Below are 26,972 nucleotides of genomic sequence, written 5' to 3' on the forward strand. Positions count from 1 at the left end.
CCGTGGCGCGAAGTCCCGGCGCCGGCCGCCTCAGGCCTCGAAGTGGGTCCGGACCTCAACTTTGGTGAGGTTCCGCAGGACGTCGGCGGCAACATCCCGGAGCTTCTGGTTCCGGTTGCTGGAGACCTTGGTGAGGATGGCCATGGCATCTTCCTGGGAGCAACGGTTCTGGGCCATCACGACTCCGCAGGCCAGATCGATCGAAGTGCGGTGCTCCATGGCGGCCTGCAGGTCTTCGGCCCGGGATTGGGCGGTCCCGATCCGGACGGCCAGCCGCAGGGACCGGCCGGCAAGGTCGGCGAAACCCGCGGCTTCCTTGATGATCTCGTCGGTAAAGATGCCGGTGTCCGAGGCGAAGAAGTTCAACGCGGCGGACGCATCCTCGCCGATTTCGAGCGGTACACCCAGGGTGCTGTGACACTCCTGCGCGGCAAGCTCCCGCTGGTACGCGGGCCAGCGGGGATCCGTGTCCACGTCCGCCAGCAGGACCACAGCCTTGCTCCGCAGCGCCGCGATGCAGGGACCATCACCTATGTTGTGCTCGATCCGGTCGAGCATGATTGCCCGCGGGCTGCTCCCCGCCACCGTCATGGACCGCTTCCGGCGCTGCAGCGTCACACCGCATTCGATCTCGGCGCCGACGGACCGGCTTAGCGTTGCAGCCGAGAACTCCGCGAGACGATTGAGGAAATCCTCCACATTCGCGGTACCTAAGAGGAGTTCCTGCAGCTGTAGGACTGCTTCATCCCCGGCGAAGTTGTTGTTCATCCCTAAATGGTAGTCGGTCGCCGGCGGGCGGACTTTGCGGGCAGGGCCGACCCCTCCCCTTCAGATCGGTTAGACGTAGCCGTCCACGATCGCAGCCGCGATCTCCCGGTAGGCGCGCCGCGTCTCCGGCCGGAGCACATCGAGGGTGACCAGGTCGCCGTCGGCCACCCCGCGGTCGTGCGGGACCGCGATCAGCTGGCGGCAAATTCCGGACAGGTGGTCCTCGATCGCGTCCTTGTCCACCCGGGAGGAAACCTCGTCCTTGTCCGTGATGACGACGACGGCGTTGCGCGCCAGCTCCTCGTAGCCGTGGCTTGCCAGCCAGTGCAGCGTGCTGCGGGCCCGCTTGGCTCCGCTGACCGCGTAGCCGGCGGCGATGATGAGGTTGTCCGCGGATTGCAGGATGCCGCTCATGGCGTTGTGCGTGACGCCCGTGCCGCAGTCCGTGAGGGCCACCGAGTAGTAGCCGGAGACGAGTTTGCGGATCCGCAGGTACTCCTCGGCCGTCAGCGAGTCTGAGACCTCGGGGTCCTGTTCTCCGGCGATCAGGTGGAGCCGTCCGGCATGGTGCATGTACCGCGCGAGGGCGGTGAGGGAGTCGACCGACTCGATGTTCTTGAGCAAGTCCGTGATGGTTCGCGGGCTCTGCTGCTGGTAGAGGCCCTCGCCCAGGGCGCGCTCCACGAGGTCGCCGGAGTCCGGGTTCGCGTCGATTGCGCAGGGCGGGTCCCCACGGAATTCCGCCAGGGTGAGTCCCACGCCGACGGTGGTGGAGGTCTTGCCGATGCCGCCCTTGAGGCTCAGGACGGCGGTGTTGTAGCTGCCCTGGAGCTGGCGGGAAATGCGCCGCGCGAGTTCGTCCTCTTCGCGCTGGCGTGCGCTCGGACCGAGATTGATCCCGCCGCCGGTCATCTGGTACACGGCACCGCGGAAGCCGCCGACAGGCTTGGGCTTCTGCTCGCGGACGAACAGTCCGGGTGAGCTGATGAAGTCGGGAACCGGGGCAGTCGCCAGGGCGGCTGCCCGGGTGGCGGTGCGGGTGGAGCGGCCGGGCTGGGCTGGCACGGCAGGTGCTGTCTCCGGCGCGGGGGGCAGCGGAGCCGCGAGGACCGGGCGGATCACGGGTGCAGGGCCGGTGTCCGGCGACGAATTGCGTTCATCGGCGGCTTCGGCGGCCTCGGCCCAGGAACTGCGGCGCTTCGGGACTGCGGGTTCGGTGGGGCTGGTGCGGGGATTGACGACCGGCATGGTTCCTGTCCGGGCAGCGTCCTCGCCGTCGGCTCGACGCAAGTCGCGTCGACGGCGGGTTTCAGGCTGTCCTGAGTTGTCAGTAGTGGCAGCTGTATTGTCTTCCACCGATTCGGGCATCGTTGATTTCTCCCAGGACTCACAGCGGGGCACGCTGCGGCGCTTGTTTGACGTCGTTCAAAGGGCAAGTCTAGGCGAGGAAGGTGAGTACCCTTATCATCGGGACGAAATTGACCGCGTCAGTGGTGCGCGCGTGTCTCCTGCAGCCGTGTGATGAACCATCGTGACTGCTCGGGGCCATAGGGAAGGATCGGGATTGCCTTGGTGGCGTCATCGGGGGTTTCCCGGGTAGCCTGGATCGCCTGCCTCACGGCGGTGCTCATGGTGTTGGCCATGGTCTTGACGAACTGGTCGCTGCAGGGCGCTCCATGGCCAGGAACCAGAAATTCGTAGCGGTGGCGCAGCGCGGACAGGTGCCGGAGGGCGCCCGCCCATTCCTCCGGGTACGAGTCCTCAAACGAGGGGTGCGAACCCTGCTCCACGAGGTCACCGGCATAGAGCGTCGTGGCTGTTCCCACGAGGAGGTCCCCGTCGGTGTGCCCGCGGCCCAGGTAGAAGAGCGTGACGGCCTGGCCGCCGAGGTCCACCAGGACCGGCTGGTCCTGGACGATCGCGTTCGGCACCACCAGTTCGACGTCGCTGCCTTCACCGGCGGCCATTTCCGGTTCCTCGGCGGCCACGGCCCGGCGCTGGCTGTCCCCGCTCTCTTCGATCTCCGCGGCGCAGTTTTCGTGCGCCCAGAACTCAGACGCGCCGTCGTCCGCAAAGACAGCGTTGCCAAAAAAGTGGTCATAGTGCGCGTGGGTGTTGACCACGATGAGGGGAAGATCTGTCTTCTCCCGAACGGCGGCCAGGATCTCGCGTCCCTGCCTTGGGCCGCCACCGGTGTCGATCACCATGGCGCGTTCGGTACCGACCACCAGGCCTGTGTTCAGCAGGGATCCTTGGGTTGTCAGAACGTAGTTGTCCGGACCGACCTCGAGCCATCGTGACATGAAATCTCCATATTCCAACGCTGTTAAGCGCCGTTGGTGTTGCGATGTGCAGGCCTCGATTCTACCAATGGCCCACCGACAATTCCCGGAGGCATGCCCGACGCCGGGTCCCCGGCGGGAAGCCATCGCCTGGGGCGCGCCCGGCGTGTAACCTATGGCTACTCCAGTTGCTCGGCCGCTTGCCCGCCCACTTCCTCCACCGGATGATCGGAGGTGGCTCCCGATGGATTCCGGCACGTCACTGGACCGGATGGTGTTCTTCAGCGATGCGGTCTTCGCGATCGCGCTGACGCTGCTGGCCCTGGACCTGAAGCTGCCTACCGGCATCCCGGCGGACGGGCTGGACGACGCCCTGGTCGCGGCGCTGCCGCAACTGCTCGCGTATGCGCTGTCATTCCTCATCATCGCCAGGACCTGGATGGCTCACCACGCGGACTTCGCCGGGATCCTCCGTTTCAACGTGAACCTGGGACGGCTGAATCTCGCCCTCCTGTTTTTCATCGCCATGCTGCCCGGCCCCACGTCAGTGCTCAGCGAGTACGGGGACGACCCCGCCCCGTGGCCGAGTGTCCTCTACGCGGCCAACATCGCCGCCGTATACCTGACGATGGCGGCAATCTGGGGTTACGCCAGGCACGCAGGCCTGATGGACCGGGACACGGCCGCCCACCGCTACCGGAAGGTGTTCAACGCCCGGGTGGCCGGGGCGCTGGTCTTCCTGGTGTCGATTCCGGCGGCGTTTGCCCTCAACGCCTTCACGCCGTTCCTGTGGCTGCTGCTTGTGCCGGTGTCATGGCTGACCCGCCGGTTTTCTGCGACGGCGTAGTGGCCCGCCGGCCTCACATGTCCGCGAGCGCCGATCCCGGGTTCTCGATTGCGTCGGCGACGTAGCGGAGGAAGCCGCCGGCCGTGCCGCCGTCGCAGACACGGTGGTCGAAGGTGAGGGTCAGCTCGGTGACCTTGCGGACCGCGAGTTCGCCGTTGACCACCCAGGGCTTGTCGATGATCCGCCCGACGCCGAGGATTCCCACCTCGGGGTGGTTTATGATCGCGGCCGAACCGTCCACCCCGAATACGCCGTAGTTGTTGAGCGTGAAGGTGCCCCTGCCAAGTTCCGCGGGGGTTGCCTTGCCCTCCCGGACGACGGCGGTGAGCCGGCGGATCTCGGCGTCCAGTTCGCGGGCGCTGAGTTTGTCCGCGTTGCGTACCGACGGCACCATCAGGCCGCGGTCGGTCTGGGCTGCAAAGCCCAGGTTGACGCCGTCGAAGGCCACGATCTCCTGGCTTGCCCCGCCCGTGGTGTCCTCCGTGGTGACGATCCGGGTGTTGAGTTCCGGGAACTTCTTGAGCCCCGCGGTGACGAAGCGGGCGATGAAGGCGAGCAGTCCTGGCGTGTGGTGCGGATCCGCCTTCTTCAGGGCGGCGCGCATCTCGATGAGCGCCGTAGCGTCCACATCCACCCAGACGGTAGCCTCCGGGATCTCGGAGCGGCTGCGGGACATGTTCGCGGCAACGGCCTTCCGCACTCCCCGGACTGCCGTGCGTCCGGTGATGCCCAGACCGGTGCGGGAATCGGTGTCGGTCTGTGCCGCAGGCTCCGCGGCCGGCCGCTCCACCGCCGGGCGCCCAAGCACCACCGGCGGTTTGATCACGGCCTCGACGTCACGCCGCATTATGAGCCCGCTGGCCCCCGACCCCTGGAGCTCGCCCAAATCAACCCCATGCTCACGCGCCATCCGCCGGACCAGCGGAGAAATAACAGCCCCCAACTTGCCAGGCACCCGGGTCCGCAACAGCATCAAATCATCGGCAGCCTTCTCGGCGGCGGACACCTCAGGAACCCGTTCGGCAACGGATCGCTTAGGAGCCCGGGTCCGCCGGGCAACCCCATGCCCGCCAGGCGTCCCATACCCGATCAAAACGTTCCCGGACCCGGCCTTCTCCTCCTCACGGTAAGTTTCGGCAGCAACAGCGGCAGGTGCAGAACCCGAAGCGGCGTCATCCGCGGCGGCCCCACCGGCACCCACAGGCGTCACCGAGATGAGCGGCTTGCCGACGTCGAGCGTCTGGCCGGGCTCGCCGTGCAGCACGGCGACGGTGCCGGCGTACGGGGAGGGCACCTCCACCATGGACTTCGCGGTCTCCACCTCGGCGATCGGCTGGTCCACGCGGATCTCGTCGCCCACGGCCACAAGCCAGTTGACGAGCTCCGCTTCGGTGAGTCCTTCGCCGAGGTCCGGGAGGAGGAATACTTTCGTTTCGCTCATGGTCAGTCTTCCCACTGGAGGTCGTCAACGGCGTCGAGGATGCGGTCCACGCCGGGCAGGTAGTAGTGCTCGAGTTTCGGCGCCGGGTACGGCACATCGAAGCCGGTGACGCGGCGGATCGGCGCGGCGAGGTGGTGGAAACAGCGTTCCTGGACCCGGGCGACGATCTCGGAGGCCACGGACGCGAAGCCGTGCGCCTCGGCGATGACGACGGCGCGGCCGGTCTTTCGAACCGAGGCGCAGACCGTTTCGTCGTCGAACGGCACGATCGACCGCACGTCGATCACTTCCAGCGACCGCCCTTCCTCAGCGGCCGCGGCGGCGGCGGCGAGCGCCGTCGGCACGGAGGGCCCGTAGGCGATCAGCGTGGCGTCTGTGCCGGGGCGGGCGACGGCGGCGCGGCCCTCGGAGGAGGTCCCGCGCTCGGTGTTCGCGGCGTGCTCGGCCCGCAGCGCGTCCAGGTCCACCTGGTCCTTGGACCAGTAAAGCTTCTTGGGCTCCATGAACATCACCGGATCGTCCGAGTCGATGGCTTCCCGGAGCATCCGGTAGCCGTCCGCCACGGTGGCCGGGGTGAAGACCTTCAGGCCGGCGGTGTGGGCGTAGTAGGCCTCGGAGGAATCGCAGTGGTGCTCCACTCCCCCGATTCCGCCCGCGTACGGCACCCGGATGACCATGGGCAGCTTGACGGCCCCCTTGGTGCGGTTGTGCATCTTGGCGACGTGGCTGACGATCTGTTCGAAGGCCGGGTAGGCGAACGCGTCGAACTGCATCTCGATGACCGGGCGCATGCCGTTCATGGCCATGCCGACCGCCATGCCCACGATTCCGGATTCCGCCAGCGGGGTGTCAAAGCAGCGGCTGGTCCCAAAGGTCTTGGTGAGTCCGTCGGTGATCCGGAAGACGCCGCCGAGCATGCCGACGTCCTCGCCGAAGACCAGGACCGAGGGGTCCGCGTGCATGGCGTCGGCCATGGCCGTGTTAAGCGCCTTGGCGAGCGTGATGGACTGCGGGCCGGTCTGGTCTGCATCTTGCGCTGCCGCGCCTGCCGCCTTGGCCGCCGCGCGTGCTGTCGCGGAACTGACGTTGCCGTTTGCCTCGGAGGAGGTGGCGATCGAGGTGCTCATTTTGCTGCCTCTTCCCGGGAGAGCTCGTCGGCGAGCAGGGCGGACTGTTCCTTCAGTTGCGGCGTGGGCGTGGCGAAGACGTATTTGAAGAGGTCCTGGGGTTCCACCGGGACCTCCTCGCTCAGGCCCTCGCGCAGCTGCGCGGCAACCGTTTCGGCGGTCCCGGCGATCCGGGCGGCGCGTTCGTCATCGAGCAGTCCGCGGTCCGTCAGGTAGGTCTTCATCCGGCTGAGCGGGTCTTTGGCCACCCACTCCGCGACTTCACTGTCCTGGCGGTACCGGGTGGCGTCGTCGGCGTTGGTGTGGGCCTGCATCCGGTAAGTGTGCGCCTCCACGAGCAGGGGTCCGGAACCTTCGCGGGCCAGTTTGACGGCGCGGCGCAGCACGGCGAGCAGGGCCACGATGTCGTTGCCATCCACGCGTTCACCGGCCATCCCGTAGCCCACGGCCTTGTGCGCCAGCGACGGTGCTACCGACTGGTGCGCCAGCGGGACAGAGATGGCGTACTGGTTGTTCTGGACGAAGAAGACCACCGGCAGGTGGAATACGGCGGCGAAGTTGAGAGCCTCGTGGAAGTCCCCCTCGCTCGTGGCGCCGTCGCCGCACATGGCAAGGACAACCGTGTCCTCGCCGCGCAGCTTGGCGGCGTGGGCCACGCCGACGCCGTGGAGCAACTGCGTGGTCAGCGGCGTGCACTGGATGCCCACCTTGTGCTTGGCGGGGTCGTAGCCGCCGTGCCAGTCGCCGCGGAAGAGCGTCATGGTCTGGACGGGGTCCACGCCGCGCGCCATCACGGCCACCGAGTCGCGATACGTGGGGAACATCCAGTCGCCCTCGGAGAGGCAAAGCGCGGCCGCGACCTGGCAGGCCTCCTGGCCGTGGCTCGAGGGGTAGACGGCCATCCGGCCCTGCCGGACGAGGGCCGAGTTCTGGTCATTGACCCGGCGTCCGACGACGAGCTGCTCGTAAGCTGCGACAAGTTCGTCGTCGCCGGGGAGGCTGTACTCGTGGCCGGGCTGGGCGCCCTGTTCAGTGTGGGGGTTCAGGGTTCCGTCCGGACCCACCATCTGGATCTGGTGCCGCGCCGGGAGCATATAGTCCTCGACCGTGATGCCGAACTTGCGGACGGCCTCGGTAGCGGCGTCCTCCGGCGTCCGGTCCGACGCTACGGCCTGGCCCGCCGCTGTGGCCCCGAGACCCGCGTTCTCAGCGGCAGGGTGCTGTGCAGTGTGGTCTGCGGAGATCGTCATTGGTCCGTCCTTCTGTAGCCACTATTCACTCCCAGTATGCTGCCGGCCAATGTTTCGTATCCACCTCCGCGGGAAATCGTGGAGAAGTCTCTAAATTGGGCCTACTCTGGAAGACGAATCGTAAGTGTGAGCTGGATTACCCGCGGGAGTTGTAGACGAATGGCGCAGACGGAGTCCGAGCCGGCGGCAGTGCCGCTGGACGATGTAGACCGGGACATCATCGCGGAGCTGACCCGGGACGGCAGGATGTCGGTGACGCAGGTGGCTGAGAATGTCCACATCTCGCGTGCGCACGCCTACACCCGGATCGCCCGGCTGACCGGCGAAGGGGTGCTGACCAAGTTCACGGCGCTCGTGGACCCCATCAAGGCAGGGCTGAAGTCGTCGGCGTACGTGACCCTCAAGGTCCGCCAGCATTCCTGGCGGGAACTGCGCGAGCTGCTCCGTGCCATCCCAGAGGTCCATCACATCGCCCTGGTGGGCGGGGACTTCGACGTCATCCTGCTGGTCCGCGCCGTGGACAACATCGACCTGCGCCGCGTCATCTTCGACCAACTCCAGTCGATGCCCGGCGTGCTCGACACGCAGACCTTCCTCGTCTTTGAAGACGTGGATACACGTTAGGACGTTCGGTTACACCGCCATGTGACCTCGAATTTACGCGGAAATTCCCCGTCCTTCGGCACGGGTAGCTCCCTGCAAAAACAAGTAGTAGGTACTCGTGCCGGGCACGTCACGCCCTTCCTAAGATCGTCAGCAACACGCAGTTGCATCGGCGGTGTGAAGGGCGCAGTCGATGCTACATCCGCGGTAATTCGTAACCAGTTATTTGGCGGTCTCAAAATGACAAGAATCACTATCATCGGGCTAAATTATGCTCCGGAGCGATCCGGTAATGCCCCGTACACCACTCATTTGGCTAAAAACCTCGCCGCTGCCGGCCACTCGGTTAGTGTCGTGACCGGTTTTCCGCACTACCCCGAATGGCAACGTCAAGAAGGCTATGACGGTTGGCAGCAGACTGAGTCGCGTGATGGGGTCAAGATAAAAAGACTCCGTCACTACATTCCACGAAAGCCCACCGGTTTCCGGAGAATTCTTCTGGAACTGACTTTCGGTTTGCGGGTTGTGACTGCCCGGTGGGACAGGCCTGACGTCATCGTCTTGGTCAGCCCGGCTCTCATCTCCACCGGCCTCGCAGCGTTGCGGGCCCGGCTTTCCTGGAAGAGGACCCCGTGCCTTATCTGGGTCCAGGACTTGTACAGCCGGGGCGTGGTGGAGACCAAGATGGCAGCAGGGCCGTTCGCCCGCCTCGCCATCCGCCTGGAGTCAGCGATCCTGGGTAGCGCGGACGGTGTGGTGGCGATCCATGAACGGTTCCGGACCTACATCACCGACACCCTGGATATTTCCGGTCGGGACGTGCGCGTGATCCGGAACTGGACCCATCTCCCGCCGGCTCCGGCCACCGGGCAGCAGGATCTTCGGGAAAAACTCGGCTGGAAAGCCGACGAGACGATCGTTCTGCACGCCGGGAACATGGGGAAGAAGCAGGGACTCGAAAACGTCATCGCGGCTGCCCGCCTCGCAGAAGCAGGCAAGAGCACCGTGCGGTTCGTCCTGATGGGGGATGGCAATCAGCGGCCGGCCCTGGAACGGGCCGCCGAAGGAATCGGCACCATATCGTTCGTTGATTCACTTCCTGACGCCGAATTCCAAACAGCGCTTACCGCCGCTGATGTCCTTCTGGTGAACGAACTCCCCGGCGTAAAAGAAATGTCGGTGCCGAGCAAACTCACTTCCTATTTCAACGCAGGCGTGCCGGTTCTCGCCGCGACGGACCCGAGCAGCGTGACGGCCGAGGAGATCGCCTCAGCGGCAGCTGGAGTACGGGTCGATGCGGATAATCCGGCCGCGCTGGTCGCGGCGGCCGAGGCGCTCGGCTCCGACGAGAGTTTCTCTAGGGAACTCGGGGAAAACGGGCTGAGGTTCCGGCAGTTGACCCTGTCCGAAGCCACGGCGATGGCCCAGTACGACGAATTCATTCACAGCTTTATACCCGCGGGCCGCCTAAAGCCCGCTCACTTTATTCTTTCGCACATATGGGGGGCAAAATGACCAAGCGCGCGCTTATCACCGGCATTACGGGCCAGGACGGCTCATACCTTGCAGAACTGCTCCTGAGCAAGGGGTATGAGGTGCACGGTCTCATCCGCCGGGCATCGACCTTCAACACGGCCAGGGTCAATCACCTCTATGTCGATCCGCACGATCCCAATGCCAGGCTCTTCCTCCATTACGGAGACCTGAGTGACGGTGCTCGACTCGTCACGCTGCTGGCCCAAATCAATCCCGACGAGGTCTACAACCTCGCCGCCCAGTCCCACGTTCGCGTTTCGTTCGATGAACCCGAGCACACGGCAGATACGACCGGTGTCGGCACGATCCGCCTCCTGGAGGCCGTACGGATGTCGGGCATAGAAACGAAGTTCTACCAGGCATCCTCCTCCGAGATGTTCGGCGCCACCCCTCCTCCCCAGAACGAGGAGACGCTCTTCTATCCGCGGTCCCCGTACGGTGCGGCCAAGGTCTACAGCTACTGGATCACCAGGAACTACCGCGAGGCCTACGGCATGTTCGCGGTAAACGGCATCCTCTTCAACCACGAGTCCCCCCGCCGCGGCGAAACCTTCGTCACCCGCAAGATCACCCGCGCCGTCGCCGCGATCAAGGCAGGCAAGCAGGATTTGCTCTACATGGGCAACCTCGACGCCGTCCGGGACTGGGGCTACGCCGCGGAGTATGTTGAAGGCATGTGGCGGATGCTCCAGGCCGACGAGCCCGAGGACTTCGTGCTCGCGACCGGCGGCAACTACACGGTCCGTGACTTCCTGCAGATCTCCTTCGACCACGCGGGCCTGAACTGGGAGAACCACGTCCGGTTCGACGAACGATACCTGCGACCGACGGAAGTTGACGCCCTGATCGGCGACGCCTCCAAGGCACAGGAAAAACTCGGCTGGAAGGCTTCCGTCCACACGCCGGAGCTCGCCCGCATCATGGTGGACGCCGACATCGAGGCCTTGAAGCATTCGGGTGACAGCTGGATCGACACCGTCGACCTTGAAAGCTGGAAATACTAGTGGGGGCGAAGGCCAGCTTCGAACCCGCGCCGCTGGACCGATCCTCGACGTTCTATGTAGCGGGCCACCGGGGGCTGGTCGGTTCGGCTATCTGGCGGAAGCTCGAGGACGAAGGGTTCACCGACCTGGTCGGTCGCACCTCCGGGGAGCTCGACCTCAAGGATCGTACGGACGTCTTCGACTTCTTTGCCTCCGCCAAGCCTCGCTACGTGGTCCTCGCCGCGGCCAAGGTGGGCGGTATTCTGGCCAACAACACGTACCCGGTGGATTTCCTCAGCGACAACCTTCGCATCCAGGTGAATGTGCTGGACGCGGCGCGCGAGCACGGGGTTGAGAGGCTCCTGTTTCTCGGGTCGTCCTGCATCTACCCCAAATTTGCTGAGCAGCCCATTCGTGAAGAGTCTTTGCTGACCGGCCACCTTGAGCCCACCAATGACGCCTACGCAATAGCAAAAATTGCCGGCATCATGCATGTCCAGGCGATCCGGCGCCAATATTCGCTGCCCTGGATCTCCGCGATGCCGACCAACCTGTACGGGCCGGGGGACAACTTCTCCCCCGAGGGCTCCCACGTCCTGCCTGCCCTGATCCGCCGCTTCGACGAGGCGGCCGCGACCAAAGCCGGCAGTGTCACCAACTGGGGAACGGGTTCCCCGCGGCGCGAGTTCCTGCATGTGGACGACATGGCGTCCGCCTGCCTGCACCTGCTGGAGCACTACGACGGTCCGGACCAGGTGAATGTGGGAACAGGTTCCGACGTCACGATCAAGGAGTTGGCCTCAATCGTGGCGGACGCTGTCGGTTACGATGGGCAGATTCGCTGGGATGCAAGCAAACCCGATGGCACGCCGCAAAAGCTGCTGGATGTTTCCAGGCTTGCAGCGGCCGGCTGGTCGGCGCGAATCAGCCTGATCGACGGCGTCAAGAGCACCGTCGAGTGGTACCGCGCAAACAGCGGCCACCTCAGGGCCTGAACGCCGCGTGTGGTGGAGCGTGGTGGAGTTGGCCGATCAGCTGAGGAAGCCCTTCATCCACGACCTCAGCTCTTCGCCAAACTCCACCCGCTCCGCAGCTATCGAGATCACAGCCTTGAGGTAGCTCAGCTTGTCGCCGGTGTCGTAGCGGCGGCCCTTGAAGACCACACCGCAGACGCCACCGCCCTCGCCGTCGGAGACCGCCAGGGTCTGCAGCGCATCGGTCAGCTGGATCTCTCCGCCGCGGCCGGGCCCGGTGCCTTCCAGGACATCGAATACCGCGGGGTGCAGCACGTACCTGCCGATCACGGCCAGGTTCGAGGGGGCATCCGCGACGTCCGGCTTCTCGACCAGGCCGTTGACCCTCACGTGGTCCTCGCCGGGGATGGCCGACACGTCGGCACAACCATAGGCGCTGATTTCGGCCGGGCAGACCTCGATCAGGGCGACCACCGAACCTCCGGTCCTGGCCTGCACATCAATCATGGTGCTCAGCAGCTCGTCACGCTCGTCGATCAGGTCGTCTCCCAAAAGTACGGCGAAGGGCTCATGGCCCACGTGCTGGCGGGCGCACAGGACCGCATGGCCCAGGCCTTTGGGGTCGCCCTGGCGGACGTAGTGCAGCGGGCCCAGGCTGGAGGCGTGCCGGACCGCGTCCAGCCGGTCGAGGTCGCCCTTGAGCTCGAGGGCGCGTTCCAGGGCGGGCTCCCGGTCAAAATGGTCCTCGAGGGCGCGCTTCTGGCGGCCGGTGATCATCAGCAGATCGGTCAGCCCGGCGCGGACTGCTTCCTCCACCACATACTGGATGGCCGGCTGGTCCACCACCGGCAGCATTTCCTTGGGCATCGCCTTGGTGGCGGGAAGGAAGCGTGTTCCGAGCCCTGCGGCCGGAATGACAGCCTTGATTACTCGTTTCCCCGAAGTCATACCCGAACCCTACAAGCGCAATTTCCAAATGAGAATGGTCCCAGCGAAAGACAGGTATAGAGACAACTTGGTCTCCAGTACCAAGGCAGCCGAAGTCCTAGCCCCTGAAAACCGGTGGCCGCTTCTCCTGGAACGCGCGGAATCCCTCGGCGTAATCCGCACTCTTGCACAGCCGCGCCTGCTCCGCGTTTTCCTCAGCCATCGCTTCCCATAGCCCGAGGCGCTGGTCCCGGATGTGTGCCACGAGTTCCTTGCTCGCTTTGAAGGCCCCGGTGGCACCGGTGGCCACGCCGGCCACAATGGCGCGGGTGTTCTCCAGCAGCGCGTCCGCGGGCATGGCCCGGCTGAACAGACCCCGCGCCACGGCCTCGGCACCGCTGATGAGCTCGGCCGTATAGATAAGGTCCAGGGTCCGGTGCATGCCGAGGCGTTCGGTGAAGTACCAGTGCCCGCCGGAGTCCAGCGTGGCGCCGAGTTTGGCGAACGGGGACCCGAACTTGGCGTTTTCCGCGACATAGACGACGTCGGTGGCCAGCAGCAGCCCGAGCCCGACACCGAGGCAGGCGCCCTGGGCGGCGGCGAAGGTCGGTGCCGGAAAGGAACTCATCTTCTGCAGCAGCGGCTGCACGAGCCCGCCAAGGTAGGCCTCCGCGTCGTCGCTCTCCGGTGTCACTCCGGCGATGTCCCGGCCGGCGCAAAAGGCCCGCCCTTCCCCTCGGAGCAGCAGCGCCCTGACCTCGCCGCGCACGGCGGCGTCAGCGGCGTCGTCGTACGCCTGCCCAAGGTCGGCCAGCGCCTGCTCGTCCAGCGAGTTGAGTTTGTACGGCGCGTCCAGCACGATTTCGGCAATGCCGTCGGCGATGGAGAGGGAAATCATGGGGCTCCTCGGTGGAGTGGGGGACGGCGGGTCTCGGGACCGGGCTAGACGTCGAAGTCGACGGTGACTTCCGGCGTCGTCGGGTGGGATTGGCAGGTGAGGACGTAGCCCTTGTCCAGCTCATCCTGCTCCAGCGCGTAGTTCTCGTCCATGGTGACGGCACCGGTGACCACCTTGGCACGGCAGGTTCCGCAGACCCCGCCGGCGCAGGCGAAGGGGACATCCGGCCGGACCCGGAGCGCGGCGTTGAGGATGGATTCGCGGGCGTGGGTGGGGCTGGCAACCTCACCCTGCAGCCCGTCCAGCTTGAAGGTGATCTTGAACGTTTCCTTGGACTGGTCAGCGATCACGGGTCGGCCGATGTTCCCTTCCGGACGGTCCGGCTTGCCCGAGGTGAACAGTTCGAAGCGGACATGTTCCGGCTTGACGCCGCGGGCGGCGAGGGTGTCGCGGCACAACTGGACGAGCTCAAAAGGCCCGCACAGGAACCACTCGTCGACGTCGTCGCTGTGGATGGCGGTGCTCAGCAGCCCCTGCAGCTTCTCGGCGTCGATCCGGCCGCTGAGCAATGGCGCGATCCGCTGCTCGCGGGAGAGCACGTGGTGCAGGGCGAGCCGCGACGGGTACTTGTCCTTGAGGTCCGCGAGTTCTTCCAAAAACATCACGTCCATTGCGGCCTTGTTGGCGTAGACCAGATCGAAGCGCGTTTCCGGGTGCGCAGCCAGCAGCGTGCGGGCGATGCTGATCACCGGGGTGATGCCGGATCCGGCGGCAATGGCCACGAAGGAGCCCGGCTCCCCCGCCAGCTGGTCTGCCATGACCTGCGGACGGTTCATCGAGTTCATGACGTTCTGCTCGACAGATTTACCGTCGCGGCCGTGCCTGGAGACGAACGCGCCCATCGGGCTCATGACGTCCAGGACGTCGCCGGCCTTGAGCTCGGCATTGGCCCACGTGGAAAACAGGCCGCCCAGGTCCTTCTTGATGGCGACGCGGATCTCACTGCTGCCGTCCGCGAAGCTGCGCGGCTCGGCACAGATGGAGTAACTGCGGCGGACCTCGTGCGGCTCACCGTCCGCGTCCGTCAGGGTGGTGCGCAGGGCCACGTACTGTCCGGGAAGGTAATCGAACTGCCCGGCCAGCTCGGCGGGAACCGCGAACGTCACCTCGATGGCGTCCTCGGTGAGCCGGCGGACCTCGCTCACCGTCAGGGCATGGAAGGACGGACGACGGCGGCCGGTGGCCTGCGCCGATTCGGCGGCAGTCTGGCGGACAACGGGCATGGGAGCACCTGTTCCTTACAAAATCTTGAAGTAGTCGAACGGTTCCTTGCAGTCCTGGCACACATACAGCGCCTTGCAGGAGGTGGAACCGAAGCGGGTGAGTTCCTTGGTGTTCAACGACGAGCACTGCGGGCATTTCACAGCCAGGCTGAGGCGGACGGTTCCCCGGGAGGTGTGTCCCGCGCCGCCGGCGGCGGCGCGGCCTGAGGGCGGGGCGATGCCGTACTCCCGCAGCTTGGCCTTGCCGGCCTCGCTCATCCAGTCCGTGGTCCAGGCCGGGGCGAGCACGAGTTCCACATGCACGCTGGGGTAACCCGCTGCCTGGAACGCCGCCTTAAGGTCGTCGCGTATGGCGTCCATGGCCGGGCAACCCGAGTAAGTCGGCGTGATGGTGACTCCGACGGCCGGGACCATTCCGCCGTCGTCGAATAGCCGGACGTCGCGGAGGATGCCAAGATCCTCAATGGTGAGGACCGGAATCTCCGGGTCGCAGACCGTGGCGGCGACGGCCCAGGCCTTCTGCTCCGCGGTGGCTTCCCGGGTTCTGGTCCCGCCGTCCTGTACGAACATGTCCACGGCGGTCACCAGCTTGCCCCGGGATGTTCCCGGGCCAGCACCTGCATCTCGGCGAGGATGTAACCCAGGTGCTCGGAGTGCTGGCCGCGCCGGCCGCCGCCCGGCGCGAACGGCACCTCTGGCACCTCCAGCTCCGCTTCGGCCAGGACCTCACCGGTCAGGCGGTCGAAATCCGCTTTCAGGCTGGACGGTTCGACGGCGGCACCGGTTTCGGCCAGGCGGGTGGTCAGCTCGTCGTCCTCGAAGAGCTCGCCGAGGTACGGCCAGATGAGCCGAAGCCCGTGGATGATGCGCCGGCGGGATTCCTCGGTGCCGAGCGCCAGGCGGAGGATCCACTGCGCGCTGTGGTCGCGGTGATAGTCCACTTCCTTCACGGCTTTGGCCGCGATGGCCGCGAGCGTGGCGTCCGTGGACTCCGTCAGCCGGCGGTACAGCTCGAACTGGTAGTAGCTCACCGCAAACTGGCGGGCAATGGTGACGGCGAAGTCGCCGTTGGGCTGCTCGAACAGATGCGCGGACCGGAACTCGTGCTCGCGGCGGAAGTAGGCCAGGTCATCTTCGGTCTTACCTCCGCCGTCCCCGTCGAGGGCGCCTCCGGCGTAGCTCAGGAAGGACCGGGCATGGCCCAACTGGTCCAGGGCGATGTTCCCCAGGGCCACGTCCTCCTCCAGTTCGGGCGCGCGGGAAATCCAGTGGCCCAGCCGCTGGGCGAGGATAAGGGCGTCGTCGCCCAGGCGCAGGGCGTACTCGGCGACGTCCCCGCTTGGCTTAGCGGTGCCCCGGGTCACCGCCAGGGCGATGTCCTCGGGACGCAGGGCGTTGCCGGGGGTGATGCGGGTGGCGCTCGCGGCGCCGTCGCCGCTGGCTCCGGCGACACCGACGGAGATGTCGCCATGGCCGCCGTGCTCTGCTGCTGCGGATGCTGCCGTTCCGGCAGCTTCGGGTACGGAACTCACAGGTGCTTCACGCCCTCACTCTTGGTGTAATACGTGGCGTGCCGGTAGTCCTTGCCCTGGGGCGACTCGAAGAAAGACCCCTTGGAGTCCGGATCGCTGGCGGCGATGGCGTCGGCCGGAACCACCCAGATGGACACCCCTTCGTTGCGGCGGGTGTACAGGTCGCGGGCGTTGCGCAGGGCCATGGCGGCATCCGGGGCATGCAGGGAACCGGCGTGGACGTGGGAGAGACCCCGGCTGGACCGGACGAAGACCTCCCAGAGGCCCCAGGCGTTACCTGTGTGTTCGGTGGGCGCGGGACGGGTCTCGGTGGGCTGGGCCGCCGGGGTTCCGGTGGCTGAGCTTGACGAAGCTGTCGAGTCCGGGCCAGCCGGCACCTTCTCGGCGTCGCGGTTGATTTCTGGGGCGGAGCTTGCCGGGACTTCCGGGTTGCCGTGGGGACTCATGCTGCGTATTCCTTTGTCTTCATTGACTGTTTCGCCGCATAGGCGGCTGCGGCCTCGCGCACCCAGGCGCCGTTCTCGTGGGCCTCGCGGCGGCGCTCCAGGCGCTGGGCGTTGCAGGGGCCCCGGCCGGCGAGGACTTCCTTGAACTCGTTCCAGTCGAGCGGGCCATGCTCCCACTTCCTGGTTTCCTCGTTAAATCGGATTTCCTTGTCCGGGAGGGTGAGCCCGAGGACCCTGACCTGCTCGACCATCATGCCGACAAACCGGCTGCGGAGTTCGTCATTGCCGAAGCGCTTGATGTTCCAGGCCATGGACTGCTTAGAGTTAGGCGAATCATCGTCCGGCGGGCCGAACATCATCAGCGCCGGAGCGTACCAGCGGTTCACCGCCTCCTGCGCCATCTGCTTCTGTTCCGGTGTTCCCTTGGACAGTTCCAGCAAAATCTCGAAACCCTGCCGCTGGTGGAAGGACTCCTCCTTGCAGACCCGGACCATGGCCCGGCCATAGGGTCCGTAGGAAGCACGGCACAGCGGCACCTGGTTGCAGATGGCGGCGCCGTCCACGAGCCAGCCGATCGCGCCCATGTCCGCCCAGGTTCGGGCCGGGTAGTTGAAGATCGACGAGTAGCGGGCCTTGCCGGCAATGAGGTCGGCCATCATCCGGTCGCGGGGCTGGCCGAGCGTTTCGGCGGCGGAGTAGAGGTACAGCCCATGGCCGGCCTCGTCCTGGACCTTGGCCATCAGGATGGCCTTGCGCTTGAGGCTCGGGGCGCGGGAGATCCAGTTGGCCTCCGGCTGCATGCCGATGATCTCCGAGTGCGCGTGCTGCGAGATCTGCCGCAACAGGGTCTTGCGGTAGGCCGGCGGCATCCAGTCGCGGGGCTCGATGCGTGAATCGTCCGCCATGACCTTGTCGAAGTAGGCCTGTCCCTCCGCGTCCCGCTGCGCCGCATCTTCGGGGCTCAGGTTCTGCCGTCCCGGTGTTGGCTCTGCGGGCGCTGACTGCAGGGTCTGCGATGCCATGGTTGCTCCTATGCATTTCCGATAAATAATTACCGACCGTTCGTTCAGGATATGCGGAGGTTCCGAGATGGTCAAGCGAAGCACCACGGCGGTACCAGCGATTTCCAAGTTTTGCCGGGGTCCGTGGTGGTAGCCTCTGGAACACGCCGCCGAAGCTGCCCTGACGGCGGACAACGGGGTGACCGCGTGGCCACCGGGAACTGGGCGACGGAAACTAGGAACTGTGGAAAACTCCTCAAATGTCCGGATCCTAACGGTCTGCACCGGAAACATCTGCCGCTCGCCCGTCGCCGAGCGGATGCTCCAGGCCGGGCTCGACGCGGTCAGGTCCGGTACCTTCCTCGTCGCAAGCGCCGGAACCCTGGCCGTGGTCGGCGCCCCGGTCCAGCTCCCCTCGGCCCGGATCATCGAATCCCGCGGCGGAAGGCCCGACGGCTTCGCAGCCCGCCAACTGACCCCGGAAATGCTCCGCGGCGCGGACATCGTCCTCACCATGACAGCGAGCCACCGCAGCGCCGTCGTCAGGTTGGAGCCGTCAGCGCTCAAGCGGACCTTCACGATCCGGGAATTCGCGCGAATGCTGAAGGCCCTCGAGGAGCGCGATGCCGGCCCGGCGCCGGACGCCGACCTGGTCACGTGGTGGAAGGCGCTTCCGCAACGGGCCGCAGCCGTGCGGCACCTCGCCCTGGTGAACGACGCCGCAGACAATGACGTGGCGGACCCCTACCGGCTGGGACCGGAGGCCTACCAGCGGATGGAGGACGAGCTGGCGCCGGCGGTCCTCACCATCCTCCGCTTCGCCCACCGGACCGCACCGGCGGGGGTCTGACGTGGGCGGGCCGGCGGTGGGCGGGGTTGCGGCTCCCGCGGGCAGGCGCCACCAGCGCCCCCTCCTTATTGCGGTGGCCGCCTTGCTGGTCCTCGCCGTCGCGGGCGCGGCATACCTCCTGAGCCGGCCAAGGGCCGAGACTTCGGCCCCCGCAGAGACCGCCGTCCCCCCTGCCGCCGCCCCGGAGACCTCATCGGCCCCGAGCCCCACGCCGACGCCGACGCCGACGCCGGAGCCTCCGCCCGTCGCCCTGAACATTCTGCTCGTGGGCAGCGACAGCCGGGTGAACGCCCGTGCCGACGCCGCCTCGGGCGCCCTCTCCGACCAGCGCGGCGACGTTCTCGTGTTCATCCACCTCCCCGCTGACCGGCAGAGCGTCTACGGCATTTCCATCATGCGGGACCTGTGGGTGGACATCCCCGGGTACGGTCCCGCAAAAGCCAACGCCGGCCTCGAACTGGGTGGCTTGCCGCTTCAGACACAGACCGTGGCGGCGTTGCTGGGCCAGCGTATCGACCAAACCTTGATGCTGGACTTCGAGGGCTTCAGCGCCCTGACGGATGCCCTCGGCGGCGTTGAGGTCGACGTCAAGCTGCCGTTCTCGTCCACGGTGGACACCCCGTATCATTTTCCGGCCGGCCTGAACAGGCTTAACGGTGCCCAGGCGCTCTCCTTTGTCCGGGAGCGGCACGCCTTCGTCGACGGTGACTACCAGCGGGTCCGCAACCAGCAGACCTTCCTGAAAGCCGCGCTCGCGAAGCTGCTGAACGAGGGCGGGTTGGCGGACCGCGACACCGTCCGCCAACTGGTCCAGACCGTACTGCCACACGTCACGCTGAGCCCAGGCTTCAGCCTGGAGTCGCTGGAAAACCTTGTCTACAGCCTCCGCAGCATCACACCCGGGCGCGGCGTGTTCTTCACACTTCCGACGGCGGGAACAGGCACCAGCCGGGACGGTCAGTCGATCGTGCTGCAGGACCCGGCCGCGACCGCGGCGGTGTCCGCCGCGTTGGCCGGGCAGACGCTGGCCGAGTATGTGGCCGCCAACAATCTGCAGAACGGCAACTGAGTCGGCGCTTTTCGGTACATTGGGTCAATGACCCACACTCCTTCGCAGCCCGCTGCGCACCTTGACGAAGTGCAGCCTCCCGTCGCCAGGAAGGTTCCCTCCCTCCGCACCCACCACGGCGACTCGTTCGAGGACAACTACGAGTGGCTGCGCGACAAGGAGTCCCCGGAGGTCGTGGACCTGCTCAAGGCAGAAAACGCCTACCAGGAGGCGGTGACCGCCCACCAGGAGCCGCTGCGTGAGGCCATCTTCCAGGAGATCAAGGGCCGCACCCAGGAAACCGATCTCTCCGTGCCGTACCGCAAGGACGGCTGGTGGTATTACACCCGCTCGGTCGAAGGGAAGGAATACGGCATCCAGTGCCGCGTGCAGGCCCAGGACACCGGAGACCGTGTCGAGGACTGGACTCCCCCTGCCGTGGAGGCCGGCGTCGACATCCCCGGGGAAGAAGTCCTGCTGGACGGCAACGTGGAGGCGGAGGGAAAGCCCTTCTTCTCGGTGGGCGGGGCCGCCGTGACCATCGACGGGACGCTGTACGCCTACGCCGCGGATTACGCCGGCGACGAGCGCTTCACGCTGCGCTTCAAGGATCTCCGGACCGGCGCGCTGCTCCCCGATGTGATCGAGAATGTCTTCTACGGCATCGCCTTCTCCCCGGACGGCACGCGGATCTATTACACCGTGGTCGACGACTCGTGGCGGCCGTACCAAGTGAAGTCCCATGTGCTGGGCACGCCCGTCACCGACGACGAGGTCATCTACCAGGAGGACGACGTCGCCATGTGGCTCGGCTTCGAGCTCTCCTCGGACCGGCGCCACCTCGTGCTGAGCATCGGATGCTCGGAGTTCAGCGAAACCAGGCTGCTGCGCTTTGACGCGCTCGACGCCGGGCTCAGCACCGTGATTTCCCGCGGCGAACGCATCCTGTACGAGGCGGAGCCGTTCCTGCTGGAGAATGCTTCCGGGTCCGCGGAGGAGCGGATCCTCCTCACCCACAACCGGGATGCGATCAACTCCATGATCTCCCTGGTGGACCCGGCGGAACTCGCCAGGCCGCTCGCCGAGCAGCGTTGGACCACCGTCGTCGAGCATTCCGACGACGTCCGCGTCAACGGTGCCGGCGTCACCTCGACGCATGTCGTTGTCTCCGTCCGCAAGGACACGATCGAGCGGGTGCAGGTCCTTGCACTGGCAGGGCTCGGCACACCGGAGCAGGCCGCGCCGGTGGAGCCCGCCTTCGAGGAGGAGCTCTACACGGCGGAGGTCGCCGGTTCCGACTACGAGGCTCCCGTCATCCGGATGGGCTACACCTCCTACTTCACCCCGTCGCGGATCTACGACTTCGTGCTTCCGACGCCGGGGTTGCCCGACGGCGAGCTGCTCCTGCGCAAGGAAAACCCGGTGCTGGGCGGCTACACGCCCGGTGACTACGTCGCCGAGCGGGAGTGGGCCGTGGCCGCGGACGGCACCCGGATCCCCCTCTCCGTACTCCGACACGCCTCCGTGAAACAGGACGCGACGGCGGCCGGCCTCGTTTACGGCTACGGATCCTACGAGTTGAGCATGGACCCGGGCTTCGCGATCCCCCGGATCTCGCTGCTGGACCGCGGGGTGGTGTTTGTGATCGCCCATGTCCGTGGTGGCGGCGAGCTCGGCCGGCACTGGTACGAGAAGGGAAAGAAGCTGCACAAGAAGAACACCTTCACGGACTTCATCGCGGCAACCGACTGGCTCGCGCAGTCCGGCTGGGTGGACCCGGCACGGGTCGCGGCCATGGGCGGCTCCGCCGGCGGCCTGCTGATGGGCGCCGTCGCCAACCTCGCCCCGGAAAAGTACGCCGCAATAGTCGCCGCCGTGCCGTTCGTGGACGCCCTGACCACCATTTTGGACCCGGAGCTCCCGCTCTCCGCGCTCGAATGGGAGGAATGGGGAAACCCGATCACAGACCCGTCGGTGTACGCCTACATGAAGTCGTACACCCCGTACGAGAACGTCCGAGGCGTGGCGTACCCCAAGATCGCCGCCGTCACGAGCTTCAACGACACCCGGGTCCTTTACGTGGAGCCGGCCAAGTGGGTGCAGCGGCTGCGCGAATCGACCACGGGCCGCAATCCCATCGTGATGAAGATCGAGATGGAAGGCGGCCACGGCGGCGCTTCAGGCCGGTACGTGCACTGGCGTGAGCGGGCCTGGGACTACGCCTTCGTCGCCGATTCCCTGGGCGCCACCGAACTGCTGCCGGGAGCGGGGCTGAAGTAGCGGGATTCTGTCAGCCCGCACAGGTACCCGCCGGTACGGCCGGTACCCGCCGGTACGGCCCGGTACCGCACCGGTACCGCAGAAAGCTCATCCTGCTTACTATTGAGGATCCGGTTGCTGGCCCTGCATACGCCGCCGGAACCGCCCTAGTTGAGGAGCACCTATGTCGCTGAGCAAGGGAACACCCGTGGAATGGAACACGCCCCAAGGCCCCACCCACGGCAAGATCGTGGAGAAAAAAGTCAGTGATTTCGAGCTGGACGGACGTAAACACCGGGCCAGTGAGGACGAGCCGCAGTATGTGGTGGAGTCCGCCAAAACCGGTGCCAGGGCTGCGCACAAGGCTTCTGCCCTGACTGAAAAGAAGTAAGGCCATGGCCGGGCAGCACCATGAGGTCCTCATCATCGGCGGCGGGAACGCCGGTGTTTCCCTCGCGGCACGTCTGGAGCGCTACGGCGTTAAAGACGTCGCCTTGGTGGAACCTAAAGACCAACACCACTACCAACCGCTGTTTTCCCACATCGCCGGCGGCAGGGCAAAGCCGTCCGAGGCCGTCCGTTCCCAGGCCTCCGTCACTCCCAAAGGCGTGACGTGGATCCGGGACGGTGCCGTGGACATCGACCCGGCCGGCAATACAGTGACGCTGGCGTCCGGAGCCCAAGTTGCATACGGCCACCTGGTGGTCTGCCCCGGCCTGCAGCTGGACTGGGACAGGATCCCGGGGCTGGCCGAGGCCGTCCATTCCCCGTTCGGCGCGTCCCACTACGAATTCGGATTGGCATCCAAGGCCTGGACGCTGCTCAGTGGCCTCAAGGCCGGCACTGCCGTCTTCACCATGCCCGCCGGGCCTATCAAGTGCGGCGGCGCAGCGCAGAAACCGATGTACCTGGCCTGCGATTACTGGCGGGAGCAGGGGGTGCTCCCGGACATCCGGGTGGTGATGGTCCAGCCGACCAGCACGGTCTTCGGGGTAGCCGGCGTGGATGACGAGCTGAACCGGAAGATTGCCGAGTACGGCATTGAACTGCGTTGCAACAGCGAGGTGACCTCGGTTGATGCCACCGGACAAACGGCGCTGATCCGGAACAACGCAACCGGCGCCACGGAGGAGCTGCGCTATGACGTGCTCAACGCCGTGCCGCCGCAGTCGGCCCCGGACTGGCTCAAGGCCACGGAGCTGCCCGCCCTGGGCGACTCCGGCGGGTTCGTGGAAGTGGATCCGCAGACCCTCCGGCACGTCCGTTTTCCGAACATCTGGTCCCTGGGTGATGCGGCGGCAACCACCAACTCCAAGTCCGGCGGGGCGCTGCGGAAGCAGACGAAGGTGCTGGCGAAGAACCTGGTAGCCGCCCGGCAGGGCAAACCTTTGCCGGAAAAATACGACGGCTACTCCGTGTGCCCCTTCACGGTTTCCCGCTCCACCGTTGTCTTCGCCGAATTCGACGACAAGTACAGGCCGATGCCGTCAATCCCGAAGGTGCCAACGTGGAAAGAGAGCCGCGCATCGTGGATTGTGGACCGTGACATCTTCCCCCGGGTCTACTGGAATTTGATCCTTAAGGGCCGCGCCTAAGCTTGAATGATCACCCTGCTTACTATTTACTGGCATGATGGCGTGGAACCCGTCCGCTGGGGACGGGTCGCCGTAGAACCATTACCGGGCACCCCAGGTGCCAGAGATGGAGTTTGCCATGAGCACCGAGCAGGAACTCACCCCGTTGTCCGAGGATGAACTGATGGCCGAGGCAGGCACCGCCCTTCCGGACAAGGAAGTTGCATCCGTGCTGGACCTCAACGCCGACCTGGACCTAGGTATCAACGCGGCCGCACCGATCGACCTCGCCGTGGCGGCCAACGCCAATGTCGCGGCTCCGATTGACGCCGCGGCCTCCGCGAACATCCTGTCCTTCGGATCCGAGTCCCAGGCCCTCGCCGACCAAGGCGTGATCATCAACCAGGGCATCGAGGCAGACGCCACTGCGGAGTCCGCGCAGGACAGCACCATTGACCAGGCCACCGGCACCGCCGATGACGGCGCCGACACCGGCTCTGCCGAGCCCGGCGCGGCCGAGCCCGGTACGACGGCTCCCGACACGGCCGCCCCCGGATCGACGGCTCCCGATCTGGGCGCACTGCCGACGGACGCTGCCGGCGCCGTCAACTCGAACCTGCTCAACGTGAACGTGGACCTCGCCGCCGACGCGGACATCGCTGCTCCGATCAACGGCGCAGTGGCCGCCAACGCCAACGTCGCCGCACCGATCGATGCTGCCGTGGCGGCAAACATCGGCTCGATCGACAGTGACGCCTTTGCCGTGGCACAGCAGGACGCGATCATCAACCAGGACATCGAAGGTGAGGCCACGGCCGCCGCCGACCAGCAGTCCGACCTCCGTCAGTAGTTCCTGAATGAGTACCACGCACGGCGGGCCGTCCACAGCGGACGGCCCGCCGGCCTCCTCGGCGCCAGCTTCCGCCGTCGACACCAAGCAGATCCCCGTCCGGGCCGACGGAGTGCAACTAATCGGCCAGACCAAAGGTTCCGGCTACCGCGAAGCACCATCGCTGGTCAGGCGCGCCGATGGCCAGACCCTCCAGCTGACGCGCCTGCTCTACCTCATTCTCGAAGCGGTTGACGGCCGGCGCGGGCTGGAGGAAATCGCCGGCCACGCCAGTTCCGAATCCGGCAGGCTGGTCAGCGCCGACAACGTCCGGACCCTGATCGACTCCCAGCTGCTGCCGCTGGGCTTGCTGCAACTTGCGGACGGCTCGCAACCCGAACTTCGGAAAGCGGACCCCTTACTCGGGATGCGCTTCCGCTACACGGTGACGGACCCCGAGCGCACGCGCAAGCTCACCGCGCCCTTTGCTGTCCTGTTCAACCCGCTGATCGTGGCTGCCGTCACCGTGGCCTTCATCGCGACGTGCTGGTGGGTGCTGATGGTCAAGGGACTCGCTTCGGCCACCCATGATGCCTTTGCCAATCCCGGCCTTTTGCTGTTGATCCTGCTGGTCACCGTGCTGTCCGCCGGTTTCCACGAGTTCGGCCACGCGGCCGCGGCCCGGCGCGGCGGCGCGACACCCGGAGCCATGGGTACCGGGCTCTACTTGATCTGGCCGGCGTTCTACACGGATGTGACCGACTCGTACCGGCTGGGCCGGGGCGGCCGCATCCGGACAGACCTTGGCGGCCTGTACTTCAACGCAATCGTGGCCGTGGCCATTCTGGCGATCTGGTGGGCCACCGGTTACGACGCCCTGTTGCTCGTCATCGTCACCCAGCTCCTGCAGATGGTCCGCCAGCTCCTCCCGCTGGTGCGCTTCGACGGATACCATATCCTTGCCGACGCCACCGGCGTGCCGGACCTCTTCCAGCGGATCAAACCCACCCTGCTCAGCCTCCTGCCCTGGCGCCGGAAAGACCCCGCGGCGCAGGCGCTCAAACCGTGGGCGCGCGCCGTCGTGACGCTCTGGGTGCTCGTTACCGTACCGCTGCTCCTCTTCAGCATGGTCCTGATGGTCCTGTCCCTGCCGCGGCTCCTGGGCACCGCCTGGGCGAGCACGCAGAGGCAATTCGCCATGCTCAGCGCCAGCCTGGGCGACGGCGACGTTCTCGACGCATCCTTGCGCGTCCTCGCCATCGCCGCCGTGGCGCTGCCCGTGCTGGCGGTCCTCTACGTCCTGCTGCGCCTCGGCCGGCAGGTCCTGACGGGTCTCTGGCAGAAGACAAGGGGCAACGCCCTGCGGCGGGCCACCGGACTCATTGCCATCGCCGCAGTACTGGCCGGCCTCACCTGGGCCTGGTGGCCGGGCGGGGAGAGCTACCGTCCCATCCAGCCGTACGAGCGCGGCACCCTCGCGGACGCCACCACGGCAGTCTTCCCGGCAGCTGCCAGCCCCGGAATGAGGGAAGGCCAGGCCGGCAGGACCGTCGCGCTGTGGCCGGAAGGTGCGAGGAAGCCGACCAGGGACGAACCTCAGCTCAGCCTGGTCCTCGTGCCCCGGCAGACCGGCGCGTCCGGAGAAGCCGGACCCGCGGCGGCGCCGTCCTGGGTCTTCCCCTTCGACCGGCCGGCCGCGCCCGAGGAGGACGGCAACCAGTCGCTCGCCGTCAACACCACCGACGGCTCCGTCGTCTACGACGTCGCCTTCGCACTGGTCTGGGCCGACGACGGTACAGACGTCCAAACCCGCAATGAGGCCTACGCCTTCGCCAGTTGCGCGGACTGCTCCGCGGTGGCGGTGGGATTCCAGGTGGTCCTGATCGTGGGCCAGACCGACGTGATCGTCCCGGAGAACCTCTCGGCCGCCGCCAACGTCAACTGCCTCCGGTGCCTCACCTACGCCCTGGCGGACCAGCTGGTTCTTACGCTGGAGGGGCCGCTCAGTGCGGACGGAGCGGCCCGGCTGAATGAGCTGTGGCAACAGATCGCGGACTTCGGCCGGACCCTTCAGCAGGTCCCGCTCTCGGAAATCCAGGGACGCCTGAACGCGTTCAAGCTGCAGATCATGGACGTCATCAAAAGCGATCCGACGGCCCGGCCGGGCAGTCCTGCCCGCCCGTCCACGTCAACGACCGCGACGCCCACGCCATCCACCACGCCGTCCACGAGTGCGAGCCCGACGCCAGGCGGCACGCTGTCACCGTCATCGGGAGCCGATGTAACCCCGCGGCCTTCGGGCGGCTCCGCCACGACTGCTCCGGCGCCGGCTCCCACAGGCGGCGTGCCGACGACCGGGTCGCAGCCCACCCCGTTTATAGATACCACGGCCCCGTCACCGGGCACGACGCCGACTCGGACCTCCGGCGCAGGCCAGGGGCCGCCGGTGACACCCGCCACGGCGGCCCCGAAACCCTAGGGACGCAAGGACGGGCGTCACCTCCGCCGCTGGAC

Annotated in this window: 25 protein-coding genes; 12 read left to right on the forward strand and 13 right to left on the reverse strand. The window is 66.5% G+C overall.

Annotated features, from left to right (window positions below):
• Positions 1-30 precede the first annotated feature (30 nt).
• The 3 genes from OM977_RS15840 to OM977_RS15850 all read right to left on the reverse strand — a co-directional run bounded on the left by OM977_RS15840 (position 31) and on the right by OM977_RS15850 (position 3,071).
• Complete coding sequence (locus tag OM977_RS15840) at positions 31-768, reverse strand: GAF and ANTAR domain-containing protein (protein WP_264354850.1); 738 nt, start codon at positions 766-768, stop codon at positions 31-33.
• 69 nt (positions 769-837) lie between these two features.
• Positions 838-2,016: a MinD/ParA family ATP-binding protein gene (locus OM977_RS15845; RefSeq protein WP_264354851.1), complete on the reverse strand. Its 1,179-nt coding sequence runs from the start codon at positions 2,014-2,016 to the stop codon at positions 838-840.
• 239 nt (positions 2,017-2,255) lie between these two features.
• Entirely contained in the window at positions 2,256-3,071 is an 816-nt protein-coding gene (locus tag OM977_RS15850) for an MBL fold metallo-hydrolase (protein ID WP_264354852.1), read from the reverse strand.
• A gap of 223 nt (positions 3,072-3,294) precedes the next feature.
• Between OM977_RS15850 and OM977_RS15855 the strand changes: the two genes are divergently transcribed.
• On the forward strand, positions 3,295-3,897 hold the full coding sequence (locus tag OM977_RS15855) for a TMEM175 family protein (protein WP_264354853.1): 603 nt from the start codon (positions 3,295-3,297) through the stop codon (positions 3,895-3,897).
• A 13-nt stretch (positions 3,898-3,910) separates the two neighbouring features.
• On the opposite strand, the gene OM977_RS15860 is transcribed toward OM977_RS15855, so the two are convergent.
• The 3 genes from OM977_RS15860 to pdhA are packed head-to-tail and all read right to left on the reverse strand — an operon-like array spanning position 3,911 to position 7,715.
• The gene (locus OM977_RS15860; protein ID WP_264354854.1) at positions 3,911-5,338 is read right to left on the reverse strand and encodes a dihydrolipoamide acetyltransferase family protein; all 1,428 of its coding nucleotides are present in this window, start codon (positions 5,336-5,338) and stop codon (positions 3,911-3,913) included.
• Positions 5,339-5,340: 2 nt separating this feature from the next.
• Entirely contained in the window at positions 5,341-6,465 is a 1,125-nt protein-coding gene (locus tag OM977_RS15865) for an alpha-ketoacid dehydrogenase subunit beta (RefSeq protein ID WP_264354855.1), read from the reverse strand.
• Entirely contained in the window at positions 6,462-7,715 is a 1,254-nt protein-coding gene (gene pdhA / locus OM977_RS15870) for a pyruvate dehydrogenase (acetyl-transferring) E1 component subunit alpha (RefSeq protein ID WP_264354856.1), read from the reverse strand. The genes OM977_RS15865 and pdhA overlap by 4 nt, the downstream gene beginning before the upstream one ends.
• A 159-nt stretch (positions 7,716-7,874) precedes the next feature.
• On the opposite strand from pdhA, the gene OM977_RS15875 reads away from it, so the two are divergent.
• From OM977_RS15875 to OM977_RS15890, 4 genes are all read left to right on the forward strand, one after another.
• Positions 7,875-8,339 carry an Lrp/AsnC family transcriptional regulator gene (locus OM977_RS15875; protein WP_264354857.1) on the forward strand — a complete coding sequence of 155 codons (465 nt, stop codon included), beginning with the start codon at positions 7,875-7,877 and terminating at the stop codon, positions 8,337-8,339.
• A 156-nt stretch (positions 8,340-8,495) separates the two neighbouring features.
• The gene (locus OM977_RS15880) at positions 8,496-9,833 is read left to right on the forward strand and encodes a glycosyltransferase family 4 protein (RefSeq protein ID WP_264354858.1); all 1,338 of its coding nucleotides are present in this window, start codon (positions 8,496-8,498) and stop codon (positions 9,831-9,833) included.
• On the forward strand, positions 9,830-10,858 hold the full coding sequence (gene gmd / locus OM977_RS15885; RefSeq protein WP_264354859.1) for a GDP-mannose 4,6-dehydratase: 1,029 nt from the start codon (positions 9,830-9,832) through the stop codon (positions 10,856-10,858). Before OM977_RS15880 ends, gmd begins: the two co-directional genes overlap by 4 nt.
• Positions 10,858-11,832: a GDP-L-fucose synthase family protein gene (locus OM977_RS15890; RefSeq protein ID WP_264354860.1), complete on the forward strand. Its 975-nt coding sequence runs from the start codon at positions 10,858-10,860 to the stop codon at positions 11,830-11,832. The genes gmd and OM977_RS15890 overlap by 1 nt, the downstream gene beginning before the upstream one ends.
• Before the next feature lie 36 nt (positions 11,833-11,868).
• On the opposite strand, the gene galU is transcribed toward OM977_RS15890, so the two are convergent.
• From galU to paaA, 7 genes are all read right to left on the reverse strand, one after another.
• Complete coding sequence (gene galU / locus OM977_RS15895) at positions 11,869-12,759, reverse strand: UTP--glucose-1-phosphate uridylyltransferase GalU (RefSeq protein WP_264354861.1); 891 nt, start codon at positions 12,757-12,759, stop codon at positions 11,869-11,871.
• Positions 12,760-12,856: 97 nt separating this feature from the next.
• Entirely contained in the window at positions 12,857-13,636 is a 780-nt protein-coding gene (locus OM977_RS15900) for an enoyl-CoA hydratase/isomerase family protein (protein WP_264354862.1), read from the reverse strand.
• Between the two features lie 44 nt (positions 13,637-13,680).
• Entirely contained in the window at positions 13,681-14,919 is a 1,239-nt protein-coding gene (paaE, locus tag OM977_RS15905; protein WP_264354863.1) for a 1,2-phenylacetyl-CoA epoxidase subunit PaaE, read from the reverse strand.
• A gap of 15 nt (positions 14,920-14,934) precedes the next feature.
• Entirely contained in the window at positions 14,935-15,489 is a 555-nt protein-coding gene (gene paaD / locus OM977_RS15910) for a 1,2-phenylacetyl-CoA epoxidase subunit PaaD (protein ID WP_264357450.1), read from the reverse strand.
• A gap of 11 nt (positions 15,490-15,500) precedes the next feature.
• On the reverse strand, positions 15,501-16,451 hold the full coding sequence (gene paaC / locus OM977_RS15915) for a 1,2-phenylacetyl-CoA epoxidase subunit PaaC (protein WP_264354864.1): 951 nt from the start codon (positions 16,449-16,451) through the stop codon (positions 15,501-15,503).
• Positions 16,448-16,897 (reverse strand): 1,2-phenylacetyl-CoA epoxidase subunit PaaB, encoded by a 450-nt coding sequence (paaB, locus tag OM977_RS15920; protein WP_264354865.1) that lies wholly within the window; start codon positions 16,895-16,897, stop codon positions 16,448-16,450. Before paaB ends, paaC begins: the two co-directional genes overlap by 4 nt.
• The gene (gene paaA / locus OM977_RS15925) at positions 16,894-17,919 is read right to left on the reverse strand and encodes a 1,2-phenylacetyl-CoA epoxidase subunit PaaA (protein WP_264354866.1); all 1,026 of its coding nucleotides are present in this window, start codon (positions 17,917-17,919) and stop codon (positions 16,894-16,896) included. Before paaA ends, paaB begins: the two co-directional genes overlap by 4 nt.
• A 223-nt stretch (positions 17,920-18,142) precedes the next feature.
• Between paaA and OM977_RS15930 the strand changes: the two genes are divergently transcribed.
• The 7 genes from OM977_RS15930 to OM977_RS15960 all read left to right on the forward strand — a co-directional run bounded on the left by OM977_RS15930 (position 18,143) and on the right by OM977_RS15960 (position 26,937).
• Positions 18,143-18,748, forward strand: coding sequence for an arsenate reductase/protein-tyrosine-phosphatase family protein (locus tag OM977_RS15930; protein WP_264354867.1), 606 nt, complete (start codon positions 18,143-18,145; stop codon positions 18,746-18,748).
• A 73-nt stretch (positions 18,749-18,821) separates the two neighbouring features.
• Positions 18,822-19,817 (forward strand): LCP family protein, encoded by a 996-nt coding sequence (locus tag OM977_RS15935; protein WP_264354868.1) that lies wholly within the window; start codon positions 18,822-18,824, stop codon positions 19,815-19,817.
• 27 nt (positions 19,818-19,844) lie between these two features.
• Positions 19,845-22,076, forward strand: coding sequence for a S9 family peptidase (locus OM977_RS15940; protein ID WP_264354869.1), 2,232 nt, complete (start codon positions 19,845-19,847; stop codon positions 22,074-22,076).
• 163 nt (positions 22,077-22,239) lie between these two features.
• Positions 22,240-22,446 carry a DUF2945 domain-containing protein gene (locus OM977_RS15945; RefSeq protein WP_264354870.1) on the forward strand — a complete coding sequence of 69 codons (207 nt, stop codon included), beginning with the start codon at positions 22,240-22,242 and terminating at the stop codon, positions 22,444-22,446.
• A gap of 4 nt (positions 22,447-22,450) precedes the next feature.
• Positions 22,451-23,650, forward strand: a complete 1,200-nt coding sequence (locus tag OM977_RS15950) for an NAD(P)/FAD-dependent oxidoreductase (RefSeq protein ID WP_264354871.1) — start codon at positions 22,451-22,453, stop codon at positions 23,648-23,650.
• 118 nt (positions 23,651-23,768) lie between these two features.
• The gene (locus tag OM977_RS15955; RefSeq protein ID WP_264354872.1) at positions 23,769-24,479 is read left to right on the forward strand and encodes a peptidoglycan-binding protein; all 711 of its coding nucleotides are present in this window, start codon (positions 23,769-23,771) and stop codon (positions 24,477-24,479) included.
• 7 nt (positions 24,480-24,486) lie between these two features.
• Positions 24,487-26,937: a hypothetical protein gene (locus OM977_RS15960; RefSeq protein ID WP_264354873.1), complete on the forward strand. Its 2,451-nt coding sequence runs from the start codon at positions 24,487-24,489 to the stop codon at positions 26,935-26,937.
• Positions 26,938-26,972 lie beyond the last annotated feature (35 nt).

Origin of the sequence: Pseudarthrobacter sp. MM222 (assembly GCF_947090775.1) — a bacterium.
Taxonomy (GTDB): domain Bacteria; phylum Actinomycetota; class Actinomycetes; order Actinomycetales; family Micrococcaceae; genus Arthrobacter.